Source organism: Halomonas sp. PAMB 3232 (assembly GCF_031954225.1).
Lineage (GTDB): Bacteria > Pseudomonadota > Gammaproteobacteria > Pseudomonadales > Halomonadaceae > Vreelandella.
This window is the reverse complement of the sequence record NZ_CP134865.1, coordinates 52,777-71,088: the sequence shown is the minus strand read 5'-3', so window position 1 is coordinate 71,088 and position 18,312 is coordinate 52,777. Positions and strand designations below refer to the sequence as shown.

17 protein-coding genes are annotated in these 18,312 nt (G+C 63.3%); 14 read left to right on the top strand and 3 right to left on the bottom strand.

Translation table 11 applies throughout. The features are described from left to right. The first annotated feature begins 63 nt into the window (after window positions 1–63). The 3 genes from RN346_RS00340 (at window position 64) to RN346_RS00330 (ending at window position 3,854) form a co-directional block, all read left to right on the top strand. A complete protein-coding gene (locus RN346_RS00340; RefSeq protein WP_263585599.1) occupies window positions 64–1,950 on the top strand; it encodes a bifunctional sugar phosphate isomerase/epimerase/4-hydroxyphenylpyruvate dioxygenase family protein in 1,887 nt (628 codons plus the stop codon). Continuing rightward, a complete protein-coding gene (locus RN346_RS00335) occupies window positions 1,947–2,819 on the top strand; it encodes a shikimate dehydrogenase (protein WP_263585600.1) in 873 nt (290 codons plus the stop codon). Before RN346_RS00340 ends, RN346_RS00335 begins: the two co-directional genes overlap by 4 nt. 84 nt (window positions 2,820–2,903) lie before the next feature. After that, the gene (locus RN346_RS00330) at window positions 2,904–3,854 is read left to right on the top strand and encodes an AEC family transporter (protein ID WP_311959238.1); all 951 of its coding nucleotides are present in this window, start codon (window positions 2,904–2,906) and stop codon (window positions 3,852–3,854) included. On the opposite strand, the gene aroQ is transcribed toward RN346_RS00330, so the two are convergent. Next, window positions 3,851–4,300, bottom strand: a complete 450-nt coding sequence (aroQ, locus tag RN346_RS00325; protein ID WP_263585602.1) for a type II 3-dehydroquinate dehydratase — start codon at window positions 4,298–4,300, stop codon at window positions 3,851–3,853. The genes RN346_RS00330 and aroQ overlap by 4 nt on opposite strands. 139 nt (window positions 4,301–4,439) lie before the next feature. Between aroQ and RN346_RS00320 the strand changes: the two genes are divergently transcribed. The 3 genes from RN346_RS00320 (at window position 4,440) to RN346_RS00310 (ending at window position 7,658) form a co-directional block, all read left to right on the top strand. Next, on the top strand, window positions 4,440–5,234 hold the full coding sequence (locus RN346_RS00320) for an IclR family transcriptional regulator C-terminal domain-containing protein (RefSeq protein WP_263585603.1): 795 nt from the start codon (window positions 4,440–4,442) through the stop codon (window positions 5,232–5,234). Window positions 5,235–5,291: 57 nt separating this feature from the next. Continuing rightward, window positions 5,292–6,152: a DUF72 domain-containing protein gene (locus RN346_RS00315; RefSeq protein WP_311961797.1), complete on the top strand. Its 861-nt coding sequence runs from the start codon at window positions 5,292–5,294 to the stop codon at window positions 6,150–6,152. A gap of 162 nt (window positions 6,153–6,314) precedes the next feature. Beyond that, complete coding sequence (locus tag RN346_RS00310; RefSeq protein ID WP_311961796.1) at window positions 6,315–7,658, top strand: sodium-dependent transporter; 1,344 nt, start codon at window positions 6,315–6,317, stop codon at window positions 7,656–7,658. Between the two features lie 96 nt (window positions 7,659–7,754). Here the strand turns inward: RN346_RS00310 and RN346_RS00305 are convergent, their stop codons facing one another. Continuing rightward, entirely contained in the window at window positions 7,755–7,970 is a 216-nt protein-coding gene (locus tag RN346_RS00305; RefSeq protein WP_263585606.1) for a PA3496 family putative envelope integrity protein, read from the bottom strand. 256 nt (window positions 7,971–8,226) lie between these two features. Here RN346_RS00305 and hexR point away from each other — a divergent pair, with 256 nt between their 5' ends. The 3 genes from hexR (at window position 8,227) to RN346_RS00290 (ending at window position 12,558) form a co-directional block, all read left to right on the top strand. Further along, window positions 8,227–9,081: a transcriptional regulator HexR gene (gene hexR / locus RN346_RS00300; protein WP_263585607.1), complete on the top strand. Its 855-nt coding sequence runs from the start codon at window positions 8,227–8,229 to the stop codon at window positions 9,079–9,081. A gap of 87 nt (window positions 9,082–9,168) precedes the next feature. Beyond that, on the top strand, window positions 9,169–11,370 hold the full coding sequence (gene uvrD / locus RN346_RS00295) for a DNA helicase II (RefSeq protein ID WP_311961795.1): 2,202 nt from the start codon (window positions 9,169–9,171) through the stop codon (window positions 11,368–11,370). Window positions 11,371–11,469: 99 nt separating this feature from the next. Continuing rightward, window positions 11,470–12,558, top strand: a complete 1,089-nt coding sequence (locus RN346_RS00290) for a TRAP transporter substrate-binding protein (RefSeq protein ID WP_263585609.1) — start codon at window positions 11,470–11,472, stop codon at window positions 12,556–12,558. Window positions 12,559–12,635: 77 nt separating this feature from the next. Here RN346_RS00290 and RN346_RS00285 read toward each other — a convergent pair whose 3' ends face one another. Continuing rightward, entirely contained in the window at window positions 12,636–13,061 is a 426-nt protein-coding gene (locus RN346_RS00285) for an acyl-CoA thioesterase (RefSeq protein ID WP_311959225.1), read from the bottom strand. 132 nt (window positions 13,062–13,193) lie between these two features. Between RN346_RS00285 and RN346_RS00280 the strand changes: the two genes are divergently transcribed. The 5 genes from RN346_RS00280 to phoU all read left to right on the top strand — a co-directional run bounded on the left by RN346_RS00280 (window position 13,194) and on the right by phoU (window position 18,271). Then, entirely contained in the window at window positions 13,194–14,132 is a 939-nt protein-coding gene (locus RN346_RS00280) for a PstS family phosphate ABC transporter substrate-binding protein (RefSeq protein ID WP_311961794.1), read from the top strand. A gap of 81 nt (window positions 14,133–14,213) precedes the next feature. After that, window positions 14,214–15,323 carry an ABC transporter permease subunit gene (locus RN346_RS00275; RefSeq protein ID WP_311959220.1) on the top strand — a complete coding sequence of 370 codons (1,110 nt, stop codon included), beginning with the start codon at window positions 14,214–14,216 and terminating at the stop codon, window positions 15,321–15,323. Next, entirely contained in the window at window positions 15,323–16,720 is a 1,398-nt protein-coding gene (gene pstA / locus RN346_RS00270; protein WP_311961793.1) for a phosphate ABC transporter permease PstA, read from the top strand. Before RN346_RS00275 ends, pstA begins: the two co-directional genes overlap by 1 nt. Continuing rightward, window positions 16,717–17,520 (top strand): phosphate ABC transporter ATP-binding protein PstB, encoded by an 804-nt coding sequence (pstB, locus tag RN346_RS00265; RefSeq protein WP_311961792.1) that lies wholly within the window; start codon window positions 16,717–16,719, stop codon window positions 17,518–17,520. The genes pstA and pstB overlap by 4 nt, the downstream gene beginning before the upstream one ends. Window positions 17,521–17,545: 25 nt before the next feature. Next, window positions 17,546–18,271, top strand: coding sequence for a phosphate signaling complex protein PhoU (phoU, locus tag RN346_RS00260; protein WP_263585615.1), 726 nt, complete (start codon window positions 17,546–17,548; stop codon window positions 18,269–18,271). Window positions 18,272–18,312 lie beyond the last annotated feature (41 nt).

The following is an 18,312-nucleotide window of genomic DNA, read 5'->3' as shown; positions in this document are numbered from 1 at the left end:
CGACTGGGTTTTAGCCACCGAGTGTTCGACGGCTGTTTTTCCGACTGCAAGGAGCGTGTTGTCATGTATTCGTCCATCGCCACGGTGTGCCTGAGCGGCTCGCTCGAAGAGAAGGTCGACGCCATCGCCGAAGCCGGCTTCGAGGGCCTCGAACTCTTCGAGAACGACCTGACCGCCTTCACCGGCTCCCCCCGGGAGGCCGGCGAGCTGATCCGCTCGCGCGGACTCAGGCTGGTCACGCTCCAGCCGTTTCGCGATTTCGAGGGCCTCGAGGGCCGTGCCCGGCAGCAGGCGTTCGATCGCGCCGAGCACAAGTTCGACCTGATGCAGGAGCTGGGCACCGATCTGCTGATGGCCTGTAGTACCACCCGCGCGGATTCACTGCCGGGTCTGAGCCGGGCCGCCGACGACTACCGTGAGCTTGGCGAGCGCGCCGCCAGGCGCCAGCTGCGCGTCGCCTTCGAGGCGCTGGCTTGGGGCCGGCACATTCATGATTATCGCGATAGCTGGGAAGTGGTGCGCCGCGCCGCCCACCCAAACGTGGGGCTGGTGCTGGACACCTTCCACATCTTCTCGCGCCAGACCGAGCTTGGCACCATCGGTCGTATTCCGGGCGACAACATCTTTCTCGTGCAGACCGCCGATGCGCCCAGGCTCTCCATGGATCACCTCTCCTGGAGCCGTCACTATCGCTGCTTTCCGGGCCAGGGGGAGCTGCAGATGGATGCGTTCATGGAAATGCTCCAGGAGACTCGCTACGACGGCCCGCTCTCCCACGAGATCTTCAACGATGTCTTTCGCATGGGCCACAGCGACCAGACCGCCCGCGACGGGCTTCGCTCCTATCACCTTTTACGCAGCATGCAGAATGGCAGCGGTATTCCCGCCCCTCAGCCGGTTGAGTCGGTGGCGTTTCTGGAGATCGCCGTCGAGCCCGGGGACCTGGACCCGCTGCGTGACGAGCTCACCGCGATGGGGCTCGCCTGCGTAGGGCGCCACCATACACTGAACGCTGAACGCTGGGCCGCGGGGGACGTGAACCTGGTACTCAACACCGAGTCGAATTTCACCGGCCGGGTGCCCGGACGCGACGCCACCGCGATCACCGCCATCGGACTGAAGGTGGACAACGCTTACGAGGCGTTCAAGCGCGCCGACAAGCTGGGCTACGATATCGTCGAGCCCGAGGACGTCGGCTCGAGCCACCGAATGAGCGCGCTGCGCAACGTCGATGGCAGCCTCTCCTACATCATCGACGACTCCCAGCTCAGCCGCACCTGGGATCGTGAGTTTACCGTCGATGTAAAACCGATTCCGCAAAGTGCGCTGGTCGATATCGACCACATCAGCGTGGCGCTCTCCTATCACGACTACCTGTCGCTGATGCTTCAGTACCGCGCCATCTTTGCACTTGAGATCACACCGTCGTTCGACGTGACCGACCCGCGCGGGCTCATCCAGAGTCAGGTGCTGCAAAACCATAACGGGCGGTTTCGTTTGGCGCTCAACGCCAGCGCCTCGCCGGATACCGCCAGCAACCGCTTCGTGCGCCAGTACGGCGGCTCCGGCGTCCATCATGTGGCGCTGCGTACCCGCTCGATACGCGAAACCGGCACCGCGCTCAGCCAGGCCAACGCCCCGACGCTGCCCATTCCGGGTAACTACTACCGCGATCTGAGCGCGCGTTTCGACCTGAGCGCCCAAACCCTTCAATGGATGCAGGACCATGACGTGCTGTTCGACCAGGACAGCGGCGGCGACTTCCACCAGCTCTATACCCGGCCGGCGCATAAGGCGTTCTTCTTCGAGCTGGTGCAGCGCGAGGGCTACCAAGGCCTGGGGGCGCCCAATGCCTTTATCCGCGTGACCGCCCAGCAGCGCCTGGAAGCAGAGATCGACGCCATTGCCCCACGAACACCTTCTGACGACACGAAAGAGACGCCCGCATGATCAAGCTCGGTTTGGTAGGAGAGGGCATCGCCCAGTCCCAGTCGCCCGACCTGCACGTCCGCCTTGGCGCCGCGCTGAACGAAACCGTCCGGTACGACCTGGTGGATAGCCGCGGCGTCGAGGACTTCGACTTTCCGGACGCCATAGACACACTGCGCCGCGAAGGATATCGCGGCACCAACGTCACCTTCCCGTTCAAGGAGCGCGCCGCACAGCTTGCCGATATTTGCGGTGAAGGCGTCAAGCGCGTCGGCACCGCCAACACGTTGCTGTTCGAGGCAGGCGGGCTACGCGCGGAAAACACCGACTACACCGGCTTCATCAGCGCTTACCGCCACTCATTTGGCGAGCGCCCTGCCGGTGAGGTGCTCTTGATCGGCGCCGGCGGCGTAGGCCGCGCGGTGGCCTGCGCGCTGGGCGAGGTGGGTGCCACCTGCGTTCATATCATGGAGCGCGACGCCGACCGCGGTGAGCGCCTGGCCCAGGATCTCAACGCCATGGGCATCACCGCCGACTGCGTTGCCCGGGAGCAGGCCGAGCGCAAGCTGGCGAACTGGCAAGGCGTGGTCAATTGCTCGCCGATCGGCCACCTTCATCACCCGGGCTGCCCCATCGACACCGCCGGACTCAGCAAGCGCCATTGGGTGTTCGACGCCGTATACGTGCCCGCGCATACCGAATTTTTAAACGCCGCCACTCAAGCAGGCGCCGACGTCCTTTCCGGGGTCGAGCTGTTCGTCTTTCAGGGCGTGGATGCGTTTCGCTTTTTTACCGCAGATCGGCTGAGCGCTGATCGAATCGATGCGCACGTCATTTCGCTGCGCCAGCACTATATCGACCGACTGGTGACGTCGCCGCCATCTTCTTAAGACGTATTTTGGTCACATAATGAGCTGGATACGCCCGGCAACGGGTGAAACGATCATGTGCTTCACGTGCCGAAAAGGATCTCCATGCTCGCCATTCTTGCGATCACAACGCCTATCTTTTTATTGATCGGTGCCGGCTATGTCGCAAGACGTAGCCGGCTGATGAGTGCTGAACAAATGCAGGGCGTGAGTATTTTCGTGCTCTACCTGGCGCTGCCGGCGCTGGTGATACGCGCTTTCAATCAGCAGCCGCTGGGCGAGATTCTTCAGCTCAACTACCTGGTGGCTTACGGGCTGGCGTCGGCGCTGGTGTTCGGTTTGGGGCTTCTGATCAGCTTGAGGCGCGAACGCGAGAACCTGGCGGTTGGGGCCATGCAGGCGCTTGGTATGGCGGCGGCCAACAGCGGTTTCATCGGCTACCCGGTAGCGGCGATGGTCATCGGCTCGCCGGCGGCGGTGCTGTTGGCGCTGAACATGATGGTCGAGAACCTGCTGATCATTCCCGCCGCGCTCGTTCTGGCGGAGATGGCGAGCCAACGCAGCGGGCGGCTGGGCACGACGCTCAAGAAAACCGCACTCAATCTGGTCAAAAATCCGGTACTGGTCGGGCTTGCGATCGCATTGGGCTTTGCAGGCTCCGGCCTTTTGCTGCCGGCGCCGCTGGCCAAGGCGATCGACATGCTGGCTGAAGCAGCGGGGCCGGCAGCGCTGTTTGTGATCGGGGGCGCGCTGTTCGGGTTGCGGTTCAAGGGGCAGACCCGGCACGTCAGCCTGATCGTGATCGGCAAGCTGCTGATCCACCCGCTGGCGGTGCTCGCGGCCTTTTGGGTGATACCCGGCATCGACCCGGTGTACATCGTCGGCGCCGTTTTATTCGCCTCGGCGCCGATGATCAGCATCTATCCACTGTTCGGCCAGCGTTTTGGTGTGGGCGATATGAGCGCGGCGGCCATGCTGACCGCGACGGTGGCATCGTTTGTCACGCTAAGCCTGATCATCGCGCTACTGCTGCATACCCCGTCGCTGGCGCTTTAAGAGGCGCCGTCGCTTTTGATGATGGCATCAAGCGCAGCCCGGTACCCGTACGTGCCGAGCCCGGCGATGACGCCATCGGCGCGCAGCGAGACGTAGGAGTGGTGGCGAAAGCTTTCGCGCTGGTGCACGTTGGAGATGTGTACCTCGAACACCGTGCCCTCGAAGGCGTTGAGCGCATCGAGTATCGCCACGGAGGTGTGCGTATAGGCCGCCGGGTTGATGATGATCGCGTGCGTTCCGTCCTGGCGGGCGGCGTGAATCGCATCGATCAAGGCGCCTTCGTGGTTACTTTGAAAGCAGACGACCTCCCAGCCGGCCAGCAGCGCCGCTTCGCGCAGCCGGTTGTTCACGTCCTCCAGCGTGTCGGCCCCGTAGATCTCGGGCTGGCGGGTGCCCAGAAGATTAAGGTTCGGCCCGTGTAGCACGGTGATTTTTTTCTGTTTCATTAAAAGGGCTCCTCGTAAGTAACACAGGACGATATTGTCGGCGAGGACAGCACCCAGGGCGAACGAATAATTGTTCGCTATTCGAACATCGTGTTAGATTCAGGGTTTCAACTGCGCGCCTATCGGTCAATGATTCATTATGAAAGACGCTTTACAGGAAGATACGCTCACGCCGGATAGCCGTGATTTCGTCTCCGCCCTCTCCAGCGGGCTGGACGTCATTCTCGCCTTCGACGACGTCCATTCGCGCATGACGCTAAGCGAGGTCGCCGCGCGTACCGGTATGAACCGCGCCAAGGCGCGCCGCTTTCTACTCACGCTGCACGCGCTGGGCTACGTGCGAAAGCATCAGCGCTATTTCGAGCTGGCGCCGAAGGTGCTGCAGCTGGGCTATGCGTTTCTGTCCGCGAACAATTATCGTAGCGTCATCCAGCAGTTCCTGGAAGATATCACCGCGCAGACCGGCGAGTCCTCGTCGCTGGCTCAGCTCGACGGCGACGAGGTGATCTACGTGGCACGCTCCGCTGCGCCGCATCGTCTCATGGCGATCACGCTCTCCGTGGGCACCCGCCTGCCCGCCGCTTATACGTCGATGGGCCACGTGCTGCTGGCGCAGCTTGATGAGCCGGCGCTCGACGCGTATCTCGAGCGCATTGCCCTTACGCGCCACACCGACAAGACCGTTGTGGATAAACACGCGCTCAGGCAGCGCATCGACACCGTTCGTAAGCAGGGCTATGCCATCGCCGACCAGGAGCTGGATTCCGGGCTGCGCTCGCTGGCGGTGCCCGCCTTCAACGCAAGTGGCCACCTGCTCGGTGCGATCAATATCAGCACCAACGCGGCGCGCATCGATATGGATACGCTGCTCGGAGATTATCTGCCGCTGTTGCAGGATAAAGCCGCGCAGATACGCGCCTCTATCGCGAGTTAAGCCTCCCCATGCCGACCGCTTTTACCCCATTACGTTTTGGCCAGTAGACAAGCGCCAATGCAGCCATCGCGCCCCTTCTACCTGGGCCTGCCGATGTGGGCCAACCAGGATTGGCAGGGCAGCCTTTACGCCCGCCACGCCAAAACCGAGCTTTTGAGTGACTACGCGGCGGTGTTTTCGACCGTCGAGGGCAATACCACCTTCTATAGCGGGGCGCCGAAGGCCGAGACCATCGCCGCCTGGGCGCGCCAGGCGCCGAGCGATTTTCGCTTCTGTTTGAAGCTTCCCGCCCGCGTTACCCACGAACAGCGTCTGACGCGGCTGGATGAGGCATGGTGCTTTCTCGAGGCGTTTACGCCGCTGCACGACCGGTTGGGGCCCACCATGGTCCAACTTCCGCGGGATTTCGGCCCCGATGAGCTGCCCCGGCTGGAGGCGCTGCTCGCTGGATGGCCGGCGCATCTGCCCTGCGCCGTCGAGGTGCGCCATCCGCTCTTTTTCCACAAGGGAGAGGCAGAAAAGAGACTCAACCAATTGTTGATAACTTTTGGGGCCAACCGCGTGATGCTGGATGTGCGCCCGGTCTTCTCTACGCCGCCCAATGGCCACGAGGGGCTTGCCCACGCGCAGCAGGAAAAGCCGAAACTCCCGCTACACGTGCTTTCCACGGGAAATGCGCCGGTCATTCGCTTCATCGGCCATATTGACAAAGCGATCAATAGCCGCTACTTCGCCCCCTGGATATCACGCATCAACCTGTGGATAAATCAGGGGAAAACCCCTTTCTTGTTTGTGCATACCGCGGATAATCGCGCCTCGCCGCAGATGGCGCGGCTGCTCTATAACGCCTTGAACGAAAAAGCTTCTCTGGCGCCTCTTGCGGCCTTTCCCGGCGAAACCCAAACGTCTCTTTTCTAGCACGGGTTGTTTCATGATGCTTTGCTCATCAAACTGAGCCCAAGCGGCTGGCATGGCGCGCCGCGTTCCTATAAATTGCGCGTACTTTCGGCCTGGCCCTGGTAAGGTCGAGCTCGACGAAACGCACACACGCATATTAAAAACTGAACACCTGGGTGATGTATGGCAAAACTGGCACACGCACAGTGGTCCTCGAAGATGGGCTTCGTGCTGGCCGCCGCGGGGTCCGCGGTAGGTCTTGGGAATATCTGGCGCTTTTCGTATCTCACGGGGGAGAGCGGCGGCGCGGCGTTCGTACTGGTCTACCTGGCCTGCGTGGCGCTGGTGGGGCTGCCGATTCTGGTGGCGGAGTGGATGATCGGCCGACGCGGTCAGAAAAACCCGATCAATACCATGGCGGATCTTGCCAAGCGCCACGGTCGCTCGCGCGGCTGGGCCATGGTGGGGGTCAGCGGCGTATTGGCGTCGTTTTTGATTCTGTCGTTTTATAGCGTCATCGGCGGCTGGTCGCTCAATTACACGGTCGGTGCGGTGATCGGCTCGTTCAGTGGCCAGGACGCCGCGGCCAGCGAAGCGGCGTTCGGTGCGCTGCTGGGCAACCCGGGCTCACTTCTGATCTGGCACACGCTCTTCATGGTACTGGTCGTGGGCATCGTCGCTCGCGGCGTTACCAAGGGGCTCGAGGCCGCCGCGCGCATTCTGATGCCGGCGCTGGTCGTGCTGCTGCTGGTGCTGGTGGGTTACGGCGCCACCAGCGGCGCTTTCGGCCAGGCATTCGCCTTCATGTTCACACCGGACTGGAGCGCACTCGACGGCGGCGTCATGCTGGCGGCCATGGGTCAGGCATTTTTCACCCTGTCGCTGGGCATGGGTATCATGATGGCTTACGGCTCTTATTTGGGTGAGGACGTCAACCTGCTCGGCACCGCGCGTACGGTGATCATTCTGGACACCGCCATCGCGCTGTTGGCCGGCCTTGCCATCTTCCCGATCGTGTTCGCGACCAATCTGGACGCCTCCAGCGGTCCTGGCCTTATCTTCGTCACGCTGCCCATCGCGTTTGGCAATATGGTCGGCGGCACCCTGCTGGGCCTCGGCTTCTTTTTGCTGTTGACCTTTGCCGCTCTTACCTCGGCGATCTCGCTGCTTGAGCCGGTGGTGGAAACGCTGGAAGAGCGCACCGCGCTTGGGCGTTTGGGCGCCACGGTGGTAAGCGCCTTGGCCGTCTGGCTGGTGGGCGTGGCGGCACTCTTGTCGTTCAACGTGTGGGCCGACGTGCTGCTGTTCGGGCTGAACATCTTCGACTTCCTGGATACCTTCACCGGCAAGATTCTGCTTCCGCTGACCGGCCTTGGCGCGATCGTGTTCTACTCGCTCTGTCTGAACAAGGAGGAGTCGCGGCGCGAACTCGGTATGGACGTGTACGACTACAGCCTGTGGAACCTGCTGACCAAATACGTCGCGCCCATTGGCGTGGTCGTGGTCTTCGTGGCGGGCTTCATTTAAACCGCGGCGAAGTTGTAGCCAACTCCGGGCCCTGCCATTGGCAGGGCCTTTTTTATGGCCGCGCATTAACGCGGCGATATTTTGATCGCTGAAAGCTTAATGGAGTGCGCTGGGCGGGAACTCCTCGTCTGCCAGCGGGGCGATCGCGCGCGACAGCTTCTGTGATTCGCGATGCAGCTCGATGCCGCGTCGGGCGCGCAGATTGCGCTGGGCGGCGCTCTGGCGGCGTTTGGTGTGTTCGTCGACTTCCATTCCCATGAATATATCGAGCAGCTCGTTTTTAAGCGACGTCAGTCGTTCGACGTTTTTCATCATCGATGCTCCCTTGGGTGAATAAGCACTTGTCCACCTGCATCCGTGACGGCGAAAGCAATGATGCAGTGCGGCACGACACTTATTACTATAACCTACTTGACAAAATGATGACGGCTCAGGAAGAAAGAGGCCAACGGCCTTTAAACGCTATCCTCTTGCCCGCGAGCCGGGAGCGCACAGCGCACCGGGTTCAGGCATACTGTCGCAAACGCCAACGGCACCAGGCCGTGCCCTGACACTCAAGGAGCTCACCGTGAGTCGCGCCCTGTTCGATGAAATGAGACGCCGCATGGAGCACTTTCGCCGCTCCGAACAAAAGGTCGCGCGGTTCGTGCTGCGAAACCCGGACGAAGTGATCCATATGCGCATCGTGGATCTCGCCACCGAGGCCGGCGTCAGCGAGCCCACGGTGGTGCGCTTTTGCCGGGCGCTGGGCTGCAACGGCTTTCAGGACTTCAAGCTTCAGCTAGCGCAGATGCTCGCCTCGGGCAGCCAGTTCGCCCAGTTCTCGATGAACGATAGCGACTCGGTGGCGGAGTTCTCCCACAGCATTTTCGACTCCACCGTGGGGACGCTTCTATCGGTGCGCGACCGGCTCGACAACGAGGCGCTCGGCCGCGCGGTGAACGCGCTGGCGATGGCCAACCGGGTGGAGTTCTACGGCTTCGGCGCCTCCGGCGCGGTGGCGTTCGACGCCCAGCACAAGTTCTTTCGCCTGCAGATCTCGACCTCGGCCTACGCCGACCCGCACATGCAGAACATGTCGGCGGTCACGCTTACGGAGGGCGACGTGGTGGTGGCGATCTCGCAAACCGGGCGCACCCGGGCGCTGGTGGCGAGCGTGCGCCTGGCGCGCGAGGCCGGCGCTACGGTGATCGGCCTTTGCCCGAGCGAATCGCCGCTGGCAAGCGAGGTGAGCCTACCGCTCTACATCGACGTTCACGAAGACACCGAAATCTACACGCCCTTGAGCTCGCGCATCGCGCATCTCGTGCTGATCGACGTGCTGGCGGTGGGCGTGGCGAAAACGCGTGGGCCGAAGCTCGCCGAGCAGCTGAAGGCGGTGAAGAAGAGCTTGAACACACTGCGCTACCCGGAAGAGGGCTGATCAAACCGCCCTCGCGCCACTGTATGGTCGTCCAGTGGCGGGGCTGTGCTAAACTACCCGCCCATTTGCAAACCGGCAGCGGCGACCATGGATGACGTAACGGCGATTCTCGATCAGCTCAACCCCGCTCAGCGCGAGGCGGTCAGCGCCCCCCAGGGCAACCTTCTGGTGCTCGCCGGCGCGGGCTCGGGCAAGACCCGGGTGCTGGTGCATCGAATCGCCTGGCTGATGCAGGCCGAGGGCCTTTCGCCCTACGCGCTGCTCGCCGTCACCTTCACCAACAAGGCCGCGCGCGAGATGCGCACCCGCCTCGAGGCGCTGTTGGGCATCTCGATGCGCCATGTCTGGGTGGGCACCTTCCACTCCATCGCCCACCGGCTTCTGCGCACTCACTGGCAGGACGCCAGGCTCCCCCAGAACTTTCAGATCATCGACTCCGACGACCAGCTGCGGCTGATCAAGCGCCTGATCAAGGACTACAACGTCGACGATGAGCGCTTTCCGCCGCGCCAGGTGCAGGGCTTCATCTCCGGCTGCAAGGAGGAGGGGCTTCGCCCGCACCAGGTCAACGTCGACGGTGACGGCTATCTCGGTCAGATGGTCGAGCTCTATGAGCGCTACCAGTTCACCTGTGAGCGCGGCGGCCTGGTCGATTTCGGCGAGCTGTTGCTTCGAAGCCTGGAGCTTCTGCGCGACAACCCGGCGCTTTTGAACCACTACCGCGAGCGCTTCGGCCACGTGCTGGTCGACGAGTTTCAGGACACCAACACCCTGCAGTACGCCTGGCTCAAGCTTTTGACCGGCCTGCAGACGCCGATGACCGCGGTGGGCGACGACGACCAGTCGATCTACGGCTGGCGCGGGGCGAAGATCGAGAACATCCGCCGCTTCGAGGAGGAGTTCCCCGAGACCAAAACCGTGCGGCTCGAGCAGAACTACCGCTCCACCAGCGCGATTCTCGACGCGGCCAACGCCTTGATCAGCCACAACAGCGAGCGCATGGGCAAGAATTTGTGGACCGACGGCGTCGAAGGCGAGCCGATTTCGGTCTACGCCGGCTTCAATGATCTCGAAGAGGCGCGCTACATCGTCGATACCATCAAGGAGCGCGTCGACGAAGGCGTGAACCGGCGCGACGTGGCGATTCTGTACCGCTCCAATGCCCAGTCGCGGCTGATCGAGGAGACGCTGATCCGCCAGGGCATGCCGTACCGCATCTACGGCGGCCACCGCTTCTACGAGCGTCTCGAGATCAAGAACGCCCTGGCGTACCTGCGCCTGCTGCTCAACCGCGACGACGACGCCTCTCTCGAGCGGGTGATCAACGTGCCCACTCGCGGCATCGGCACGCGCACCGTCGAGATCCTGCGCCACCGCGCGCGCCTTGAAAGCGTATCGCTCTGGCAGGCGCTGCACGATGCGCTCGGCGACGGCACGCTCAAGGGCCGGGCGGGCAACGCGGTGCAGGCATTCACCAACCTGATCGAGCAGCTCGATAACGATGCCGCGGGCCTCACCCTTCATGAGATCATCGATCATGTGATTGCCCATACCGGGCTCATCGAACATCACAAGAGCGAGCGCGGCGAGAAGGGCCAGGCGCGGGTCGAAAACCTGGAAGAACTGGTGACCGCCGCGCGCGCCTTTACTCAGGGCGATGCCTTTGAAACGCCAGAAGCGGGAGAAGGCATGACCGCGCTGGAGGCGTTTCTGTCCGAGGCCGCGCTCAACGCCGGCGACCACGAGGCCGAGGAGTTCGAGGACAGCGTGCAGCTGATGACGCTGCACTCCGCCAAGGGCCTCGAGTTTCCGGTGGTGTTCATCGCCGGTGTGGAAGAAGGGCTGTTCCCGCACAAGATGTCCGTCGAAGAACCGGGGCGCCTGGAAGAAGAGCGCCGGCTCTGCTACGTGGGCGTGACCCGTGCCATGCAGAAGCTCTATCTTACCCACGCCGAAACGCGGCGGCTGCACGGCAAGGAAGTGTTTCCACGCCCGTCGCGCTTTTTGCGCGAATTGCCGGCGCAGCTTCTGGAAGAGGTGCGCCTGCGCGGCCATGTCTCGCGCCCGGTGACCGCGCAAGCGCGCCCCAGCTACGCGCAAACCTCGATCGAGTCCGACGGCGAGCTGCCCGAGCTGCATATCGGTCAGCGCGTCAGCCACCCGATGTTCGGCGAGGGCATGATCTTGAACGCCGAAGGTCAGGGGGCGCGGGCGCGGGTGCAGGTGAGCTTCGAAGGCGAAGGCGATAAGTGGCTGGTACTGGGCTTTGCCAAGCTCACCCCCCTTTAGGCTAACTTGCCCAGCAAAACCGGTTTGGCGCATACTCGGCTGGGATGCTTGCGCTCAGGTGCAACTATAAAAAAACAGATTCTGTGGAGAAATTCCTTCATGCAACGCCGTCAATTCATCAAGACCGCCGGTTTCGGGGCCGCCGGTGTCGCCGCCGCTCCCTTCGTGAGCACCGCCCAGGCTCAGGAAACCTACACCTGGGACATGGTCACGTCCTGGCCGAAAAACTTCCCGGCGCTGGGCACCGGCGCCAACGATTTTGCCCGCCGAGTGGAAGAGCTCTCCAACGGGCGCATGCGTATTCGCGTGCACGGCGCCGGCGAGCTGGTGCCGGCGCTCGAGGTGTTCGACGCGGTGTCCGCCGGCACCGCCGAAATGGGCCACTCCACGCCCTACTACTGGCGCGGCAAGGTGGCGGCGTCGCAGTTCTTCACCGCCGTGCCGTTTGGCATGACCACCACCGAGATGAACGCCTGGATCTACCACGGCGGCGGCCAGGAGCTGTGGGACGAGGTGTACGCCAACCATAACCTCAAGCCCTTCGCCGTGGGCAACACCGGTCCGCAGATGGCCGGCTGGTTCAAAAAAGAGATCAACTCGCTCGAGGACATGCAGGGTTTGCGTCTGCGCCTGCCCGGGCTTGCCGGCGAAGCGATGAACGCCATCGGCGTGAGCACCGTGACCCTGCCGGGCTCGGAAATCTTCACATCACTGCAAACCGGCGTTCTCGACGCCGCGGACTGGGTCGGCCCCTACAACGACCTGGCCTTCGGCCTGCACCAAGTGGCGGACTACTACTACACCACGGTGTGGAACGAGCCCTGCGCGCTGGTCGAAAGCTTCATCAACCTGGATGCCTGGAACGAGCTGCCGGAAGATCTGCAGGCGGTCATTCGCGAAGCGGCACGGGCCTCCAACCTGGCCATGTTCACCGAGTTCGCCTTCCATAACGCCCAGGCGCTGGAAACGCTGGTCGACGAGCACGGCGTCGAGCTTCGCACCTTCCCGGACGACGTCATGCAGGCGCTTTATGAGGCGACCCGCGAGGTAATTCAGACCCAGACCGAAAACGACGAAGAGTCGCGCCGCGTCTACGAATCCTACTCGGCGTTCCAACAGCTGATGCGCCCGTTCAGCGACATCGGCGAGTACGCCTACTTCAAGGGCCGCGACAGCATCGGCGCGTAGCGCTTTCAGCGTTTAATGATGTCAATGCAAGGGCGCTCAGGCGCCCTTTTCTCATTTGTCAGGGTAAAAGCGACGCGTTAAAGCTCGTTAGTCGCATGCACCGCGCGAATGCGGCCGTTGTCGTCAAGGGCGACGACGACGAAGCGCGCCTCGGTCACCTTCTGGCGCTCATTGAGGGTGCGCCCCAGGGGTGGTCTGACCCACACCTCGACGTCGATCTTGATCGAGCTGTGGCCGATCTCCTTGACCTGGGTGTAGACGCTAACGGTAGAACCAACGCGCACCGGGCTCAAGAAATCCATCGATTCGATCGCCACCGTCGCGGTGCGCCCGCAGGCCTCGCGCCCAGCGGCAAGCTCCGCGGCCTGGTCCATTTGATTGACCAGCCAACCGCCGGGAATATCGCCGTAAAGATTGGTCTCCTGGCGCGACGCCAGTAGTTTCAACGTCAGCTGCCCAAGCGGGGCAGGCACGTCGTCCAGATCGTGTTCAAGGGGTGTCATGGTCGGGTCACTTCGGGGGCTTGTTGTTGTCGAATGTCGCGTGGCATATCGTGGTGACGTATGTTTGTAACAGGAAAGGGTAACGATGATGTGTTACTCAACGGCGTCAGTTAATCACAAGAGGTGGTGCGTTTGAAGAGTTGCAGAAGCAGGCCCGCCAGGATTGTCGCGGCGCTTCTCACGGGTGGGCTTTTATGGCTCGCCACGCCTGCCGCCTGGGCGGCGCCGATCACCGGTACCCTGGGTGCCACCGGCTCGGACACCATGGCGAGTCTGGTGCTGCGCTGGGGAGAGGCGCTGGCCGCGCGTCATCCGGGCATCACCATGCAGCTACAGGCCGGCGGCTCCTCCATCGCCGCGGCGGCGCTGGTGGCGGGGACCACGCGCCTGGCGCCCATGTCGCGCCCGCTGAGCCGCGCCGAGCGCGAACGCTTCGAGCAGCGCTACGGCTACCCGCCCCGGGAGCTTCGTGTGGCTCGGGACGCGCTGGTGGTGGTGGTGCATCGCCACAACCCGTTGCGCGCGATCACGCGGCAAACCCTGGACGCCCTTTTCTCCAGCACGCTGGCCTGCGGTGGCGAGGCGCCGATTCGCCGCTGGGACGACATCCCCCAGCCGCTCGACTGGCCCTTTGGCCACATAGCGCTTCACGGGCGCAACCAGGCCTCCGGCACGTTCGATCTGTTTCGCCAGCGCGCACTGTGTGGCGGGCGCTTTCGCGCGGACATCAGCGAGTACCCCGGCTCATCGGCGGTCATCGCCGCGGTAGGCAGCGCGCCGAACGCGGTGGGCTACAGCGGCTATCACCACCTGACGCCGATGGTTCGCGCGTTGGCCCTGGTCAACGCCGAAGGTGAGGCCATCGCCCCCACCCCGGAGACGATTCAAAGCGGCGAGTACCCGCTGGCGCGCAATTTATACCTGTATGTGAACGCGGCGCCGGACACGCCGCTGCCCCCCGCCGAGCGCGCCTTCATCGAACTGATCCTGTCCGATGAGGGCCAGCAGATCGTGCGCGCGGCGGGGTTCGTGCCCTTGGCGGACGAGGCGCTCGAGTTGTCACAAAACTGACATGAAAATGACCTACGCTAGTCAACGTTGGATGCCTGGTTGGCATACCGATACCCTCTTGCCCCCTTTTATGATGTCGTTATGACGCCACCTTCCCCGGCCCCCTCGTCACTTCGAACGCTCAAGGATCGAATCGCCACCGGCTTGATCACCGCGGCGGGCATCGGCGTGCTGCTGGCGATTCTCGCCATCGGCGTGTTTCTGGTGTGGGAGACGCTGCCGCTTCTGACCCGCTTCGAGTCACTTTCGCTGGAAACGCTGTCCCCCCTGGCCTGGGGCACGCTCAAGGCAGCCATCGCCGCGCTGGTACTGGCGGTGCCGGTGGCGCTGGGCGCGGCGATTTTTTCGGCGCTGTTCATGACCGACCGACTGCGCGCGCGCATCAAGCCGAGTCTTGAGCTGATGGAAGCGGTACCCGGCGTGGTGATCGGGTTCGTGGCCGGGCTGGTGCTGGCGCCCTGGGTCGAGCGTCATCTCGCCAGCACCCTTGCGCTGTTATTGTGGCTGCCGCTGTCGGCGGGTCTTGCTGGCATTCTTTGGCACCTGGCGCCGAAGGCGCTGCGCCGGACGCTGTCGCTTGAAAGCGCGGGGCTTTGGCTGCTGCCCTGGATTGCCGCCATGGCGGCGCTGGCGCTTTGGGCGGCGCCGCTTTTGGAGCAGCAGTGGCTGGGTAGTGACCTGGCCACGTTTCTGGATCGGCGCTTTGGCATCGACTACACCACTCGCAACACGCTAATCGTCGGGCTGGCGATGGGCTTTGCGATCATTCCGAGCGTTTATTCGCTGGCCGAGGACGCGCTTTACGATATTCCCAGGCCACTGATGGAAGGCGCCCAGGCGCTCGGCGCCAGCCGCTGGCAGGCGCTTTGGAAAGTGGCGCTACCCATGGCCGGGCCGGGCATTTTCTCGGCGGTGATGATCGGCGCCGGGCGCGCCGTGGGCGAAACCATGATCGTGCTGATGGCGAGCAGCAACGCCGCGCTGATGAGCGCAAGCCTTTTTGAGGGGCTGCGCTCGTTTTCCGCAGCGATCGCCATCGAGCTTCCCGAGGCGCCGCCGGATGGGCAAACCTACCATCTTCTGATCTTCGCGGCACTGGTCCTGTTTCTCTTCACCTTTTTGGTCAACACTCTGGCCGAGGTCGTCCGCCAGCGCCTGCGCCGCCGCTATCAGCGGCTGGGAGGCGCCTGATGTCGCGCCCTACTCACCGCCTATGGCCCGGCGATGCACTCTGGGCCTGGCTTTGCGCCGGGTGCGTGGCGCTGTCGCTGTTCATGCTGGCCACGCTGCTGACACTTCTCACCGTCAAGGGGTTGGGCCATTTCTGGCCGGCAACCCTCGAGGAGGTCACGCTGGGCTCCGGCGAGCAGCTGATCGGCCAGCCACTGCGCGAGGCGCCGATGCCCACCGGCAATGCCACCGAGCGGCTTTATTTCACCGGCAACCGGGAACTGACCGGCGCCGACTGGCGCTGGATAGGCCTTGACGAGATCGTAAGCGTTGCGACCCCGACAGACGTGATTCGCCTGGAGCGTAGCCCCTGGGGGGACTTCATCGGCCGGCTCATCGCGCTGGAGCTCGACGGCGAGCGTCTCACCGGCGCCGCGGCTTTTGATCGCATTAGCCAGGTGCTTGCGCTACCGCCTTCTGAGCGCGAGGGAGAACTGGTGCTGCTCTCACCAGGCGGGCGCGGGCTCGTTCAGCCGCTGTCCGGGGTGAACACCTTCGTGGCACCGAATGCGCTCTCGATAGGGGAAAAAATTGCGATCTGGGGTCAGGGCGTGTGGCGCTTTCTCAGCGAAGGCCCGCGCGCGGCCAATACCGGCGGCGGCGTGTGGCCGGCGATTTTCGGCACGCTGTTGATGGTCATATTGATGTCGGTGATCGTGACGCCCTTTGGCGTGCTGGCGGCGGTTTATCTCAACGAGATCGCTCACCAGAACCGCTTGACCCGGCTGGTGCGCATCGGCGTGCGCAACCTCGCCGGCGTTCCCTCGATCGTCTACGGCGTGTTTGGCTTGGGGGTGTTCGTGTATGGGGTGGGCGGCTCGCTCGATCAGTGGTTTTTCGACGACGCATTGCCCTCGCCGACCTTCGGCACCGGCGGGCTTTTATGGGCGTCGCTGACGCTGGCACTGCTGACCCTGCCAGTCGTGATCGTGGCGACCGAAGAGGGGCTTGCGCGCATTCCCGACGCCCAGCGCGAAGGCGCCGTGGCGCTGGGCGCCACGCGCCTGGAGATGCTCACGCGCATCGTGCTGCCCATGGCGACCCCCGCCATGCTGACCGGTGTGATCCTCGCGGTGGCTCGCGCCGCCGGTGAGGTGGCGCCGCTGATGCTGGTGGGCGTGGCCAAGCTCGCCCCGCAAATGCCGCTGGACGGGGAGTTTCCTTACCTGCACCTCGAGCGCAAGTTCATGCACCTTGGCTATCATCTATTCGACAGTGCCTTTCACGGCGACGACGTCGAGGCGGCGATTCCGCTGGTCTACGCCACGGCGCTATTGCTGGTGCTGATCGTGCTGGTGCTTAACTTAACTGCCATATTCCTGCGTCATTATTTACGCCGACAGCGAGGAGAGTCATGAACGCGCCCCTGAACGACGCGCCGCCGGTGGTCACCTTTCCCGTCGAGCAGCGCTGCCTGAACGTCGAGGCGTTTAGTCTGGCCTACGGTCACAAGCCGGCGCTCAAGGCGCTCACCCTCGAGGTCCCGCGCCACCGGGTGACTGCGTTCATCGGGCCGTCGGGCTGTGGCAAGTCGTCGCTTTTGCGCGCGTTCAATCGGCTGCACGATCTCAACGAAAACGCGGCGCACCAGGGCCTCATTCAGCTGGAAGGCGATGACATTTACGCGCCGAATCTCAACGTCAGCGAGCTTCGCCGCCGGGTCGGCATGGTATTTCAAAGCCCCAACCCCTTCCCGATGTCGATCTACGAGAACGTGGCGTTCGGCCTGCGTCTGGAGCGGCGCCTGCCCAAGCGCCAGCGCGACGACATCATCGAATGGGCGCTCACCGCCGCGGCGCTGTGGGACGAAGTCAAGGATCAGCTGCACCGCTCGGCGTGGCAGCTCTCCGGCGGCCAGCAGCAGCGGCTGGTGATCGCGCGCACGTTGGCGGTCAAGCCGGAGGTGCTGCTGCTCGACGAGCCGGCCTCGGCGCTGGACCCGATCTCCACGCTCAAGATCGAGGAGCTGATACGCAATCTCAAAAACGAGCTGACGCTGATCCTGGTGACCCACAACATGCAGCAGGCCGCGCGGGTCTCGGACTACACCGCCTTTCTACACAGCGGCGAGCTCGTTGAATACGGCCCGACCGACCAGGTTTTCACCAACCCCCAACGACCGCGTACCGAAAACTACATTACCGGCCGGGTCATTTGACCCACCCGACCCTCAGGAGGGCTCGATGGATATTACAAGCGATACCCATAGCCAGCATATTTCGCGCCAGTTCAATCAGGAGCTCGAAGAGCTGAAAACTCACCTGATGGCCATGGGCGGACTGGTGGAAAAGCAGGTCCAGAACGCCGTGCACGCGCTTTTGGAAAACGACAGCCACTTGGCCGAGGAAGTGCGTGACAACGACCGCCAGGTCAACGATCTGCAGCTGAAGATCGACGAGGAGTGCACCCGCGTGCTCGCCCGGCGCCAGCCGGCGGCGTCGGATCTGCGCCTGGTGCTGGCGGTCATTCGTGCCACCTCGGATCTCGAGCGTATCGGCGACGAGGCGAGCAAGATCGCCCGCAACGCGCTGCTACTTTCAGAAAACGCCAGTAACGTGCGGGGCCTGGTAGAGGTGCGCCACATCAGCGAGCACGTGCGCAAGATGCTGCGCGATGCGCTCACCGCCTTTGCCCGCTTCGACACCGAGCTTGCCATGCAGGTGGTGCGCGAGGACGAATCCGTGGATGACGAGTACGGTAGCGCCATGCGCTCGCTGATGACCTTCATGATGGAAGATTCGCGCTCGATCACGCCGGTGCTCAGCATCATGTGGGTGCTGCGGGCGCTGGAGCGTGTCGGCGATCACGCCAACAACCTGGCCGAGTACGTGGTCTACCTCGTCAAGGGGCTCGATATTCGCCACAGCGCGCCGGACAGCGTCGACCAGCAGATGCTAAAAAAGCCTTGACCTTTTAGCGCGTTGATCCTGCAATACGCCCGGCTTCTTCA